We start from the raw sequence: 14,236 nt of genomic DNA on the forward strand, positions 1-14,236 counted from the left end.
GTATTCTGCACTCGGCGGTTGAGTTTGTTGATCATGCCGTAATCGCCCAGTTAGGTGTGCCGGATATGCGGGTGCCCATTCAGTATGCGATCACATGGCCGCATCGATTGCCGTCCCCCGCACAGTCGATGGATTGGTTCGCGATGGGCGCGCTTACGTTTGAGCGCCCGGACGAGGAGGTTTTCCACGGGCTGTGTGCCTGCAAAAAGGCTGCCCGTCGCGGCGGATTGGTTCCTGCCGCGCTCAATGGTGCGAACGAGGAAGCAGTTGCGCTGTTTTTGGAAGAAAAAATCAGTTTTCCGGATATCGCGGGATTGTCAGATGCGGCGGCTGACCTGCAAGAACCAGGAGAAGTCACTTTTGCAAACATCATCAAAGCTGACGCGGCGGCGAGGCGGTTTGTGCGTGATGCGGCACGGAAACCGCAGGATGGCGGTTCCAAACGCGGCCTGTGATTGAAACGTTTTATAGCATAGGGAGTGGCTGTTATGAATGTGATATTGTATATCATCATCGCTATCGTTGTTTTTGGCGTGTTGATTTTTCTGCACGAATTCGGCCACTTTTTCACCGCCAAATTGTGCGGTGTGAAAGTCAACGAATTTGCCGTGGGAATGGGACCGGCGCTGTTTCATTTTCAAAGAGGAGAGACCAAATATTCGCTTCGTGCGCTGCCCATCGGTGGTTATACCGCTATGGAAGGCGAGGACGGTGAAAACAACGACCCGCGCGCGTTTATCAACCGGCCGGTCTGGCAGCGCATCATCGTGTTGGTGGCCGGGGCGTTCATGAATATCCTTACAGGAGTTGTAATCATTCTGTTCATGGTTGCATTGACTAACCCCATTGCATCCACGACCGTGTCGGGGTTTGCCAACGGTGCAACCAGCTCGCAGACGGGCTTGCAGGCAGGCGACAAAATCTTGCGGATTGACGGCGCGGCGGTGCATATCAGTGTCGATATCACGCTCGGTCTTGTTACCAGTAATCGCGGAAAAGTGAATATGCAAGTGTTGCGGGGCGGCAGGGTAGTCGATCTGCCGGCTGTACAGTTTCCCACGATGAACGATGGCAACGGTGGAAAAGTCATGGCACAGGATTTTCAAGTTTATGCCCAGCGGAAATCGCCCGGCATGATTGTCAGCCATGCGTTTTATTGGACAATCGCTATGGTTAAGCTCGTTTGGGTGACCATTTTGCAGATGTTCACAGGGCGGTATAGCGTCAAAGATTTGTCCGGACCGGTAGGCGTTACGGCGGCTATGGGGCAGGCAGCTTCGCAGAGTGTGTCTTCGCTGTTCTACATTGTGGCGATGATCGCGATCAACCTTGGCGTCGTCAACCTGTTTCCACTTCCGGCATTGGATGGCGGCCGTCTGTTGTTCGTCATCATTGAGGGCATCCGCCGCAAACCCATCTCGAGAAAATATGAAGGATATGTGCATCTTGCTGGTTTCGCGCTGCTGATGGCGCTGATGCTTGTTGTGACATTTAACGATATTTTGAGACTAATCAAGAGGTAACGGCATGGAAAGGCGAAAAACCAGACAGGTGCGGGCAGGCCGCGTCAACATTGGCGCCGGTGCGCCGGTTGCGGTGCAATCCATGCTCTGCGCACCCGCACAGGATGTAGCTGCCAACGTGGAGCAAGCCAAGCGGCTGGAAGAGGCAGGCTGTGATATCGTGCGCGTGGCCGTGCCGGACAAAGAGGCCGTGAGGCTGGTGGAGGCTCTCAAACAAGCCATTTCTATGCCGGTTGTTGCTGATATCCATTTTGATTGGCGGCTTGCGTTGGAAGCGGTTGCCGCCGGAGTGGATAAGATCCGTATCAATCCCGGCAATATCGGCGGAAATGAGCGTGTGCAGGCGGTTGCGCGGGCTTGCGCGGCAAAAAGCATTCCCATCCGTATCGGTGTGAACGGCGGGTCACTGGAAAAACGCTTTTTGGAGAAGTACGGGCACGCCACACCGCAGGCGTTGGTGGACAGCGCACTGTACCATGCGGGCTTGCTGGAACGGTTCGATTTCCATGCAATCGTCCTGTCACTGAAAGCGTCTGATGTACCCACGATGGTGGAAGCCTATCGGTTGGCGGCGAGGGCATGCGATTATCCATTGCATTTGGGTGTGACCGAGGCGGGCACCGAACGCATGGGATTGGTCAAATCCGCGGTCGGGCTGGGCACGCTGCTCATGGAGGGTATTGGCGATACGGTGCGCGTCTCCCTCACTGCCGATCCGGTGCGGGAGGTGCGTGCGGCAAAAGATATTTTGGCGGCGTGCGGTCTGCGTAGAGAGGGTGCGGAACTGATCAGCTGCCCCACCTGTGGCCGTACGCGTATTGACCTGATGGGGTTGGCGGAAAAGGTAGAACCACTGCTGCAATCGGTGAAAACGCCGATGAAGGTGGCAGTGATGGGCTGCGCTGTGAACGGGCCGGGCGAGGCTCGTGACGCCGATGTAGGCGTTGCGGGGGGCGACGGCGTGGGGCTGCTGTTTAAAAAAGGCGTGGTGCTGCGCAGCGTACCTGAAAATGAACTGTTGGACGCGTTGATGGCAGAAGTGCGGGCGATGGACCAGCACAATGAGGGAAAGGACAGCGGAAAACAGGCATGACACTGGGGGAACTTTTTGCAAACTACACGCCGGATGGCCAAAATGCGGAAACATTGCGGGCGGGCGAAGTAATCGGTATGGAAGTGTCGCGCGAGGGGCGCGCACTGAATGTAACGGTTTCGTTTGCCCGTCTGCTGCCGTTTGCCGATCTTTCTGCGTTTGAAAAAGGCGCGGCGGCAGCCTATCGTGTCAGCAAGTTGACCGTTCGGCCTAAATATGATGCCGCGTTGTTCGACCTTTCTTTTTTTCCGGAATTGGTCGACCGTTTGCGTGCGGAGGTTGCGGCAGTCAATGGCTTTTTCGACCACTGCGCACCTGCGCTGGATGGGAATACCTTGACCATCCGGCTATTTTGCGGCGGGGTGGAGCTGCTTACCGGAGCAAAGTGCGACAAAGCGCTGGCCCGGTTGATTCGGGAACTGTTTGGCCTGCATTTGGATATCATGCTGGTGGACGAAAAAAAGGGACTCCCGGACGAAATGAAGACTGAGCGCCCGGCCAGCCGGAGGGATGCGCCGCCGCCTCCGTGGGAGGACGACGCACCCCCTGTGCGGGACGACGATGTGCCGCCGCCGTGGGAAGACGCGGCGCCGCCCGAACAGGAACAGCCGCCCGCAGCAAATGCGGCACGAGGGATGGCCGCTGCTTCTTCGTCTAAGCAGAAGGTGTCCCGCCGTTCGTCCAAAGGGAAACTGCCGGTGGAAATCACGGGGGTGCTGTTTGGGCGCGTTGTCCGTGGCGAGGTGCAGCTGCTGGAGAATGTGACCCAGGAATCCGGCAAGGTGACAGTTTGGGGCGATGTGTTTGGGTTGGATGTGCGGGAAACGCGCGACGGCAAAAAATACATCGTATCATTCAACATTACGGACTACACCTCGTCCAACACCGTCAAAATCATCAAAGATAAAGAAAAGCTGGAGCCTTTGCTTGCAAAGCTGAAAAACGGCATGACCATCGCGGTGAGCGGCGAAGCTTCTTATGATACATATGACCATGACGTCAATATCCGCGCCTCCGATATCGCTTTGGCAAAAAAGGAAGAAAAGCAGGACAACGCACCAGTCAAACGGGTGGAATTGCACCTGCATACCAACATGTCTGCCATGGACGCGGTGACGCCTGCCGGCGCGTATGTGAAAAGGGCCGCGCGCTGGGGGCACAAAGCCGTTGCCATCACCGACCATGGTGTAGCGCAGGCATTCCCGGACGCGATGAACGCCGCCGAAGCCATCCGAAAGGACGGCGGCAATATTAAAGTGATTTACGGTATCGAGGATTATTTTGTGGACGACACTGTTCCCGCCGCAATGGGCGAGGCGGAGATGCCGTTCTCGGGTGAGTTCGTCGCTTTTGATCTGGAAACTACCGGTCTGAACCGTGAAAATGACCGCATCACGGAAATTGGCGCGGTGCGCATTCGGAATGGTGAGATTGGCGAGCGGTTTGATATGTTTGTGAATCCACACCGCCCTATCCCGCCGAAGATTACGGAACTGACCGGTATCACCGACGAGATGGTGAAAGATGCGCCGGATGAGGATGAAGCGCTACGGCAGTTTTCTGACTTTTGCGGTGACGCGGTGCTGGTCGCGCACAACGCGGAGTTCGACGCGGGATTCTGCAAAGCGGCGGCTGTGCGCTGCGGTATGGAGTTTCCGTATACGTATATTGACTCTATTCCGCTCTGCCGCACCGTTGTGCAAGGTTTGAAAAACTATAAACTCGATACAGTGGCGAACGGTTTACACCTGCCGCCGTTCAATCATCACCGCGCGTCGGATGATGCGTTTGTGCTGGGGCAGATTTTTGTGATTTTGCTGCAACGGCTTCGGGACGAAAAAGGCATCGACAATGTCAAAGATATCAATGGTGTCGCTACAGGCGGGGATGCAAAACGTCTGCCGACATATCATCAAATTTTGCTGGTCAAAAACAAGACCGGACTGAAAAACCTGTATCAGCTGATTTCCAAATCACAGTTGGATTATTACTATAAACATCCGCGTGTGCCGCGCAGCGAGCTGAACCATCTGCGCGAGGGCTTGCTGGTGGGCAGCGCGTGCGAGGCGGGCGAACTGTTTCGCGCCATTGTGAACGGCAAACCATGGGAAGAGCTGCGGAAAATTGCATCTTTTTACGACTATCTGGAAATCCAGCCGCTCTGCAACAACGGCTTTCTGGTGCGGGAAGGGCGCGCGACACAGGCACAGCTGGAAGAGTTCAACCGCATGGTTCTCAAGTTGGGGGATGAACTGCACCTGCCGGTCGTTGCCACCTGTGACGCACATTTCATCGATGAGCGGGACGGCATTTTCCGGCAGATTTTGATGTCCGGCATGGGCTTTAAAGACACGGAAAACCAACCGCCGCTTTATTACCGCACGACTGAGGAAATGCTCAAGGAATTTGATTATTTGGGCGACCGTGCGTATGAAGTGGTGGTGGAAAATCCAAATAAAATTGCGGACATGATCGAGGATGACATTCGGCCTATTCCGGAGGGTACCTATCCGCCGTCCCTTGACGGTGCGGATGAGGATTTGCAGCGCATCGTCTGGGGCCGCGCACATGAGACATACGGCGAGCAGCTGCCGGAAATTGTGGAGAAACGTTTATCCCGCGAGATGGATTCTATTACCAAACACGGCTTCTCCGTGCTGTATATGATTGCGCAGAAACTGGTGGCAAAATCGGAGAGCGACGGCTATCTGGTGGGATCGCGCGGTTCGGTCGGTTCGTCGTTTGTCGCTACGATGTCCGGCATCACCGAGGTTAACCCGCTGCCGCCGCACTACGTTTGTCTCCAATGCAAGCATAGCGAATTTATCACCGATGGCAGCGTGGGCTCGGGGTTTGACTTGCCCGCAAAGAACTGCCCGCACTGCGGCGAACCTCTCTGGCGTGACGGACATGACATTCCGTTCGAGACTTTTTTGGGGTTCGACGGTGACAAATCGCCGGATATCGACTTGAATTTCTCCGGTGACGAGCAGCCCACCGCCCATAAGTATACAGAGGAACTGTTCGGTAAAGGTCATGTGTTCCGTGCCGGCACGATTTCGTCGGTTGCGGAAAAGACTGCCTATGGCTTTGTGAAAAAGTATCTGGAAGAGCGGGGGCGGACATTGCACAAGGCGGAGGAAGCTCGGCTGGCGCTTGGCTGTACCGGTGTGCGCCGCACAACCGGGCAGCATCCGGGCGGCATGATCGTTGTGCCGCGCAATTATGATGTATACGACTTTACCCCGGTGCAGCATCCCGCGGATGACACCAGTTCGGAGACCGTTACCACGCATTTCGACTTTAACTGTCTGCATGATACCATCCTAAAGCTCGACATCCTCGGCCATGATGTGCCGACGCTGTATAAGCGTCTGGAGGAATTGACCGACAAACCGGTTATGAGTGTGCCGGTGCCTGACCCGCAGGTACTGAAACTCTTTACATCCACCGCGCCGCTCGGCGTGAAACCGGAGGATATCGACAGCGAGACCGGTACGTTTTCTCTCCCGGAACTGGGAACCAAATTTGTGCGCGGAATGCTGGTGGAATCTCAGCCTAAGACATTTTCCGATTTGCTGCAGATTTCGGGGCTGTCACACGGTACCGATGTGTGGCTGAACAACGCGCAGGAGCTGATTCATAACGGTACCTGTACCATTTCCGAAGTGATTGGGACGCGTGACAACATCATGACCTATCTTCTGCACAAAGGCCTTAAACCAAAATCGGCATTCAAAATTATGGAGATCGTGCGGAAAGGCCGCGCACCCAAACTGCTCAATCAGGACTACATCAATGAGATGAAAGAGCACGGCGTGCCTGGCTGGTACATCGATTCCTGCATGAAGATTAAATATATGTTCCCCAAAGCACATGCGGCGGCCTATGTCATCGCGGCACTGCGGCTTGGGTGGTACAAAGTGTATATGCCGCTTGAATATTACTGCGCGTATCTAAGTGTGCGTGGCGGGGACTTTGATGCGGAAAGCATGACGCGGGGCGTGGAGCGGGTGCGGGAGAAAATGCGGGAGATTGCGCAGAAAGGACGCGACGCCACGCAGAAAGAAAACGACATGCACGCCATGCTGGAAATTGTGCGGGAAATCTACGCGCGTGGCATCGAATTTTTGTCCGTAGACATCTATCAATCCGACCCGGTGCGGTTTTTACCGCAAGAAGGAAAGATACGTCCCCCGTTAAGCTCGGTGAAAGGGCTGGGCGAATCGGTGGCGCGGTCTATTGCGGAGGCGCGTAAGCAAGGAAAATTTCTATCAATGCAAGAATTGCAGAGCCGCGGTGGTGCGTCAAAGACCGTGGTGGAGAGTTTGGAGAGTTTTGGAGCGCTGGCAGGGATGCCCCGTACCAGCCAAATGACGTTCTTTTAGGTGGACACGGTTTGGGACTGTGTTTAGGGCAAGGTTTTCTGCAAATGGCGGTGTACGGTATAAAAAGCATGTCCCCAGATTCGGATTTAAGCGGGTAATTGGAAACAGGGGACGCTGATTTTAAATGGAGAATGCGCATATTGTAAAAAAAAGAGGGGTGTGGTATACTAATTTCTGTGAAACCACACGATGTCTGGGGAGTTGTAACCTTTGGATACACATGTAGAGTACTTAGTAAAACGCCATGTGGATTCGTCCACACTCGCACTGAAAATTTTGATTGTTTTGGCGTCTGCCGTATTGGGAGTTGGCTTGCTTTTTATCTCTCTGACCATACCGGTTTTGTCTTCTCTGGGGATTTTAGCGTTGGTTCTCTGCATTTGGGGCGGATGGATGCTGCTGCGTCGGTTTCAACTGGAATATGAATATATTCTTACCAATTTCGACTTGGATGTGGACAAGATTGTCGCGCAGAGGAAGCGTAAACGGATGATGTCCATTGACTTGCACCGCATCGACCAATTTGCCCGTTTTGATGAGAACCATCGCCAGCACGTCGAGAGCGCCGGGATACAGAAACGTCTGGACGCATCCACACATGTCAATGGAGAAACATGGTACCTGATTTTCAACCACAAGGAATTGGGCAAAACATTGCTGCTTTTCAGCCCCGATGAACGTATTCAACAGGCGGTGAAGAAAGCAAAACCGCAGGCGGTGTTGTGATTTATGGCATTGGGGTCGATACGGTGGAACTGGAGCGCATCCGCCGTCTGCTCGACCGGCACAGCAATCTCTCCCGCATTTATGGAGAGCGGGAACAGGCGCTGCTTCTGCAAAAAAAGCATGTCGGCTCGTATGCCGCGCATTTCTGTGCAAAAGAGGCGTTTGCGAAAGCGCTCGGTACGGGAGTGCGCGGTTTTGACTTGTGTGAAGTGGAATTGTTGCGGGATGAGATGGGCAAACCCTATTATGCATTGTCCGGACGGGCACGCGCGATCGTGGAGGCGCGCCGTTTGATGCTGTATGTGAGTGTGAGCCATGATCAGACGCGCGCGACGGCTTTTGCTGTGGCAGAAAGGAGAACGACAGAATGAAGATCATTGGTGTTGCACAGATGAAAGCGGCGGAGCAATATGCCATTGACCACGGAGTTTCCGCTTTACAGTTGATGGAAAATGCCGGCGCGGCGGCCGCGCAAACGATCAGGGACGCCATCCCGCGGCAGAGCACATGTACAGTGGTCTGCGGCGCCGGCAACAATGGTGGAGACGGGTTTGTAGTGGCGCGTCTCCTGCATGAAGCGGGTCATGCGGTTTCAGTGGTTCTGGCGGCAGGAGAGCCGCGCACCGAAGAAGCTGCCGCAATGTATAAGCGCCTGCCGGACAAAGAAGTGCGGATATACCGGTATGCTGAAAACCCTGTGCGATGCAGACAATTGTTTACGTTCAGCGCCGTGCTGGTGGACGCGGTGTTTGGCACTGGTTTCCACGGCGAAGTAGATGCGGACACTGCTGAACTGTTTGAGAGCATGAACGAGAGCGGGCATCCAATCTTTGCACTGGATATGCCCAGCGGTGCGAATGCGGGCGACGGGTCGGCGGCTGTACATGCTGTTCGTGCCGCCGCGACCATCACATTTGCTGCCGCCAAGAGCGGACAGCTTAAATCGCCCGCCAGTGAACACTGCGGCAAGCTTTTACTGGCGGAAATCGGCATCCCGGACGAAGGTTTGCCGAAGAACGCCACCGAACTGCTCGACCGCACGTTTTTGGAGCGGGTGCTGCCGGTGCGCGCATCGGACAGCAATAAAGGCAGCTATGGACGCCTGCTCTGCCTTTGCGGCAGTAAGCGCTACCCCGGCGCGGCGTATATGTCCGGCATGGCGGCGGCACGCTGCGGGGCGGGGCTGGTCACGGTAGGCGCGCCGGAGGTTCTGTGGAGTGTCCTTGCTTCCCGATTCAGCGAAGTTATGATCCTGCCGCTGCCGCAGACGGAAGCGGGCGGACTGTCTGTTGTCGCACTGGATGACATTTTGCAATTCGCGGCGCGTTGCTCCTGTGTACTCATTGGCTGCGGTATCTCACCTGAAAGCGAGACTGCCGCGCTGGTGCGGACATTGTTGCAGCGCTTGCGCGGTACGGTTGTTTTGGATGCGGACGGCATAAACGCCTGTGCGGGGCATATAGATATATTGCGGGCATCCAAAGCAGATCTGGTATTGACTCCACATCCCGGTGAGATGGGCAGGCTGTGCGGAAAGACGGCGGCGGACGTGCAGGCAGACAGGGAAAACTGCGCGACTGCTTTTGCACGTGAAGCTGGTGTGACATTGGTTCTCAAAGGTGCGGGAACCCTCATTGCCGCGCCGGACGGCCGTTTGTTCCAGAACAACACGGGAAATCCCGGCCTCGCCAAAGGCGGCAGCGGCGATATTCTGGCGGGGATGGTGGCTGGTCTTGCGGCGCAAGGCATCGACCCCACGCTGGCAGCTTGTGCCGCGGTGCATATTCACGGACTTGCCGCAGATCGCTGCGCGGAAAAGCACGCTCAATATGCCATGCTCCCGACAGACCTGTTTTCGGAGATCCCGCAAATATTCCGCGAACTGTCGCGTTAGAGGGGTCTTTATCTATGCGCAAAACCGTGGAGATCTTCTTGCTTGTGCTGACGGCGCTGCTGTTTGTCACGGCATTTGTGTCCTGCCGTGCGAAAAATCAACAGGCAGGCAGGCGGGCGGCTGTGTCGCTGTCCGGTGGATTCAGCTGCACGGCTGATGTCACACTCAACGGACATGACTATACCGTTAATGTCGTCCGTTTGAACGATGGAAGCAGCACGGTGCAGTTTGTCCGGCCCACTGAACTGTCTCAACTCGCGTTTCTTACCAATAAAGATGGCATGAGTGTGCGTTATGGTGCAATGCAGGCAAAACTTGACCCTGCTTCGGTGCCGCAGTCGGCCGTATGCAACGCATTGCTTGGTGCGTTTGAAATGGCGGCAAAAAGCAGTACCGCCACCGCGCAGGGTGGCAACACAGTGCTGAAAGGGCAGTCGGCGGCCGGACCGTTCACACTGGTGCTGGACGGGCAGAATCGACCGAAGTCCCTGCAAGTGCCCCGGATAAACCTTGCGGCTTCCATTCGAAATTTTACCGCATCATAAAACGGTTTTTCCTGTTTCCATGCGGAAACGGAAAAACCGTTTTTTTTGCATATCATATAGGTGAAAACGCATTACAGACCCAGCAGCTGTTTAGCGTTCTCAAATAAAATCAGCTTTTCTTCCTCGTCGGTCAGTCCCAGCCGGTGAAACCGTTCCAATTCTTCTGCTTGTGTGGTGAGTGGATAGTCAGTGCCGAACAGGACACGCTCCACGCCGTGTTTACGGATAAGTTCAAGCGATTTCTCTGGTGGCAGCGCCCAGAGTGCGCTGGATGTATCTATGTAGCAATTTTTTCCGATGACATGTCGTTCAGATTCATCCCACTCCGAATAACCACCCAAATGCGGGGCAATCAGTGTCATCTGCGGAAACCGATTCAGGACGCGCGCAATCCGTATCGGGGATGAATACGGAGTGAGTACATCGCCCGCGTGGATAAGCACCGGAAGATGATATTGTACGGCAAGGTCATAGATGGCGTCCATCGACGGGTCGTCAGCCGCGACATGCTGAAAGTCGGGGTGCAGTTTGATGCCGCACAGCCCCAATTCCCGCAGCTGGTCGATGTCCCGTTCCAGATGTTTGGAATGCGGATGCAGCCCGCCAAAACCAAACAAGTGATCCGATAAGTGCTGTGCCAGCCATTTATTTACTGTCGATGACTGGCCGGGTTTAGACGCGACCTGCAAAATGAGCAGATGACTTACTTGTGCGTCTGCCGCACGCGCGCGCAGGTCCTCAATCAGGCCGGTGCTATGTGCAGCTAGGTGATAGTGGTTACGCACACTTTCCACTGAACGGGCGGCGATGCGCTCCGGATAGGCGTGGGTGTGAAAATCAAAAATGGGCATGACAGAAGCCTCCTTGGAGATGCAATAGGAAAATGCTGCTTTTTCAGCACAGGATTTCAATGGGAATTTGCAAGGTAAAAAATCAGCGACATCACACCGTACAGAATAGGCTGATGCAGCGCGTAGATGAGCAATGTGTTCCGCCCGGCCGTGGCCAACACCGGCACCCGCAACGTATAAAATCGCTCTGGCAGGCGATGCTCCTTGACCGGCGAGCCTAGTACTGCGCCGATGAAAAACAGAAACAGCCATGGCAGCAGGGGAAAATAGTCCGCAGACACAAAGGATGGATTTGGAAAACCCAGCCAGAACAAAAACGGTGTGGAGAACCAAGAGGATGGCAGGGCGATGCCAAACAGGCCCGGTATGCCAAATAGGCCGGAGGAGGGCAGGGTATAGGTGAGTGCAAACAAAACGCTGAGCATCGGCAGGGATACTGCCATGGGCGCGTTATCCAGCAATCGGCGGCAAGGGATATACAGCAGGATGGCAACGCCCATAAAATGCAATATGCCAAACCAGATGGCTTCGGTCGGCAAAAACAGGACGGTAACAGCGCTTACAGCGACGGCTAGTGCCAGAACACGCAGCGCCCGCCGCATATTGTTGTGAGAAAAACGACAGGACAGCCCGGCCAATAAAATAAAAGCGCCTGCGAACGGTGGCTCCAAAGGTTCCAGATAGGCAAAGAGCGGCACACGAATACCAAAAATATCGGTGAGGTCAAACAGCGCGTGGTAAAGAACCATGGCAAGGATGGCAACGCCGCGCACTGCGTCAAGCAAATCAATGCGGGTGTGTTTTTTCACGATGAGTTCCATGCAGCACCTGTTCCTGTCAGTGGATGACAAATTGATCTTTCTATAAGGAAGAAGATAAAGCACCGTTGTGCATAGCTCACCAATTATAACACCTTTGTGGGGAATGCGCAAAATGGAAATACAAAGTAAAGATTGACTTTTGCGCACAGGCTTTTACAATAATACTATGTATGTGCGTGATTGTATGGATGATCGCGATGAAAATGGGACAGGCAGTCTGCCGAATAGGGGCGTTTTAATGAAAGATGGATATATACGGGTCGCGACCGTGTCGCCGAAGCTGACGGTCGCGGATTGTGCGGAAAATGCGCGCGCGGTTTGTCAATGGATGAATCAGGCGGAAGAAAAACAGGCGGGGCTGGTCGTTTTTCCCGAACTCTGCCTGACAGGGTATACCTGTGGAGACTTGTTTTTGCACCAGACGTTGCTGGATGCGGCGGAAGCGTCTTTAGCGTACCTTTTAAAGGAGAGCCGTAAATTTGACGCTGTGATGATCGTTGGATTGCCGGTGCGCAAGACCAAGCTGTATAACGGTGCGGCAGTGCTGCATAGGGGCCGTCTGTTGGGGGTCGTGCCGAAAACTTATCTGCCTAATTACGCGGAATTTTATGAAAACCGGCATTTCACGTCCGGTATGCGTGCGGGCGGAACCATCACACTAGCGGGACAGGAGGCGCCGTTTGGCACCGATTTACTGTTTCAATGTGAGAATCTCCCGGATTTTACGTTTGGTGTGGAAATCTGCGAAGACGTCTGGGTGCCCGTGCCGCCGTCCTGCCGTTTGGCATTGGAGGGAGCAACTGTGGTTGCCAATTTGTCCGCAAGCACACAAGTCGCAGGAAAAGCGGCATATTTGCGCGGCATTGTGGGCACGCAGTCCGGCAGGTGCATTTGTGGGTATGTCTATTCAAGCAGCGGCGAAGGTGAGTCCTCCACCGATCTGGTGTTCAGCGGGCATCTGATGATCGCAGAAAACGGGCGTATTTTAGAAGAACGGCAGGGCGGGGAAGGTCTGCTAACAGCCGATCTGGACATGCAGTTGCTGGCGGAAGAACGCCGCCGTACCACTTCGTTTGGCGTGGGATTCGGGGACGGCGGCTGCCGGACGATACCGTTTCGACTGACGCCTGTGCGTTATGCGCCATTGCAGCGGTTGGTGGGACGTCATCCGTTCGTGCCGCCGGAGGGGGAGCGCTATCGGGAACGCTGCAAAGAAGTACTGGACATTCAGACCGACGGATTGGCGAAACGTCTGGCACACACACGGGCGAAAACGGCAGTGGTGGCGGTCTCCGGCGGGCTGGATTCCACATTGGCTTTGCTGGTTGCACATCGGGCAATTCAGGCAGAAAAGCTCAATTGCGCCATCACGGCGATCACCATGCCCGGTCCCGGCACATCAGAGCGCACCCACGGCAATGCGGATGCGCTCTGCAAAAGCATCGGCGCCACGCTGAAGACCATTCCAATCTCGAAGGCGGTGGAAGGGCACCTGGCAGATATTGCGCACGACGGGTCACCGGATACCGCGTTTGAAAACGCGCAGGCGCGCGAGCGGATGCAGGTCGCCATGGATGTTTCCAATATGGAAGGCGGCATCGTGGTGGGTACAGGAGATATGTCCGAATTGGCGCTTGGCTTTACCACCTACAATGGCGACCATATGAGCATGTACGGTGTCAATGCGGGTGTTCCCAAAACGCTGGTACGCCATCTTATCCATTATGTGGCGGATGAGAATGCGGATAATATTTTGCTGCATGACACGCTGGTTGATATTTTGGACACGCCGGTCAGTCCCGAATTGTTGCCCGCCCAGGGTGGGGATATCCCGCAAAAAACCGAGCAGATTCTGGGACCGTATGAGCTGCATGATTTTTTCCTATATTATTTTCTTCGTTTCGGTTTTCCTCCTGAAAAGATTTTACGGTTGGCGTCTTTGGCATTCACTGATGTTTACACCGATGTGGAGATCAAACAGCGTTTGACGGAATTTTTGCGCCGCTTTTTTGGCGCACAGTTTAAACGTTCCTGCCTGCCGGATGGACCCAAAGTGGGCAGCGTAGCACTCTCTCCCCGCGGTGACTGGCGGATGCCGAGCGATGCTGTTGCGCGTGCGTGGCTGGAGCGGCTGGAGAGATTTCCGCTGAACGGGGAAACCGACGGTCTGCTGCCATCCACTCTGTAATCATGACAAAACGATAACAGTTCCTTATAGACCTAGTTGTAAACGCGCGCTGAGCCGTTTTTTTGTTGAATAAAGGCGCAGCGCGGCGTTTTTTTGGGCGTTTGGGGAAATAATAAGTAAAAAAAGTAGAAAATATATAAAAAAAAAATAATTATTTTTTTAAAAAAAAAACAAAAGTTTATTTGTAACAAAAAAAAAAAATAGTTG

General features: G+C 54.5%; 10 protein-coding genes and 1 pseudogene. 9 read left to right on the plus strand and 2 right to left on the minus strand.

Going from position 1 to position 14,236, the window contains the following annotated elements:
* The 8 genes and pseudogenes from ABF463_RS01825 to ABF463_RS01860 all read left to right on the plus strand — a co-directional run.
* A pseudogene (locus tag ABF463_RS01825) lies at nucleotides 1-455 on the plus strand (1-deoxy-D-xylulose-5-phosphate reductoisomerase); the annotation flags it as partial.
* A 33-nt stretch (nucleotides 456-488) separates the two neighbouring features.
* Entirely contained in the window at nucleotides 489-1,523 is a 1,035-nt protein-coding gene (gene rseP / locus ABF463_RS01830) for an RIP metalloprotease RseP (protein ID WP_415531826.1), read from the plus strand.
* A 4-nt stretch (nucleotides 1,524-1,527) separates the two neighbouring features.
* Complete coding sequence (ispG, locus tag ABF463_RS01835) at nucleotides 1,528-2,616, plus strand: flavodoxin-dependent (E)-4-hydroxy-3-methylbut-2-enyl-diphosphate synthase (RefSeq protein ID WP_415531827.1); 1,089 nt, start codon at nucleotides 1,528-1,530, stop codon at nucleotides 2,614-2,616.
* Complete coding sequence (locus ABF463_RS01840) at nucleotides 2,613-7,004, plus strand: PolC-type DNA polymerase III (protein WP_415531828.1); 4,392 nt, start codon at nucleotides 2,613-2,615, stop codon at nucleotides 7,002-7,004. The genes ispG and ABF463_RS01840 overlap by 4 nt, the downstream gene beginning before the upstream one ends.
* Nucleotides 7,005-7,214: 210 nt before the next feature.
* A complete protein-coding gene (locus ABF463_RS01845) occupies nucleotides 7,215-7,730 on the plus strand; it encodes a DUF6106 family protein (protein WP_415531829.1) in 516 nt (171 codons plus the stop codon).
* The gene (gene acpS / locus ABF463_RS01850; protein WP_415531830.1) at nucleotides 7,727-8,101 is read left to right on the plus strand and encodes a holo-ACP synthase; all 375 of its coding nucleotides are present in this window, start codon (nucleotides 7,727-7,729) and stop codon (nucleotides 8,099-8,101) included. Before ABF463_RS01845 ends, acpS begins: the two co-directional genes overlap by 4 nt.
* Nucleotides 8,098-9,624, plus strand: a complete 1,527-nt coding sequence (locus ABF463_RS01855; RefSeq protein ID WP_415531831.1) for an NAD(P)H-hydrate dehydratase — start codon at nucleotides 8,098-8,100, stop codon at nucleotides 9,622-9,624. Before acpS ends, ABF463_RS01855 begins: the two co-directional genes overlap by 4 nt.
* Nucleotides 9,625-9,638: 14 nt before the next feature.
* Entirely contained in the window at nucleotides 9,639-10,169 is a 531-nt protein-coding gene (locus ABF463_RS01860; protein ID WP_415531832.1) for a hypothetical protein, read from the plus strand.
* A gap of 71 nt (nucleotides 10,170-10,240) precedes the next feature.
* On the opposite strand, the gene ABF463_RS01865 is transcribed toward ABF463_RS01860, so the two are convergent.
* Together ABF463_RS01865 and ABF463_RS01870 are read right to left on the minus strand one after the other, a co-directional pair.
* Complete coding sequence (locus ABF463_RS01865) at nucleotides 10,241-11,020, minus strand: amidohydrolase family protein (protein WP_415531834.1); 780 nt, start codon at nucleotides 11,018-11,020, stop codon at nucleotides 10,241-10,243.
* A 56-nt stretch (nucleotides 11,021-11,076) separates the two neighbouring features.
* The gene (locus ABF463_RS01870; RefSeq protein WP_415531835.1) at nucleotides 11,077-11,841 is read right to left on the minus strand and encodes a heparan-alpha-glucosaminide N-acetyltransferase; all 765 of its coding nucleotides are present in this window, start codon (nucleotides 11,839-11,841) and stop codon (nucleotides 11,077-11,079) included.
* Nucleotides 11,842-12,079: 238 nt separating this feature from the next.
* Here ABF463_RS01870 and ABF463_RS01875 point away from each other — a divergent pair, with 238 nt between their 5' ends.
* The gene (locus ABF463_RS01875) at nucleotides 12,080-14,029 is read left to right on the plus strand and encodes an NAD(+) synthase (RefSeq protein WP_415531840.1); all 1,950 of its coding nucleotides are present in this window, start codon (nucleotides 12,080-12,082) and stop codon (nucleotides 14,027-14,029) included.
* Nucleotides 14,030-14,236 lie beyond the last annotated feature (207 nt).

The organism is Ethanoligenens sp., assembly GCF_047718355.1.
Classification (GTDB): domain Bacteria; phylum Bacillota; class Clostridia; order Oscillospirales; family Ethanoligenentaceae; genus Ethanoligenens.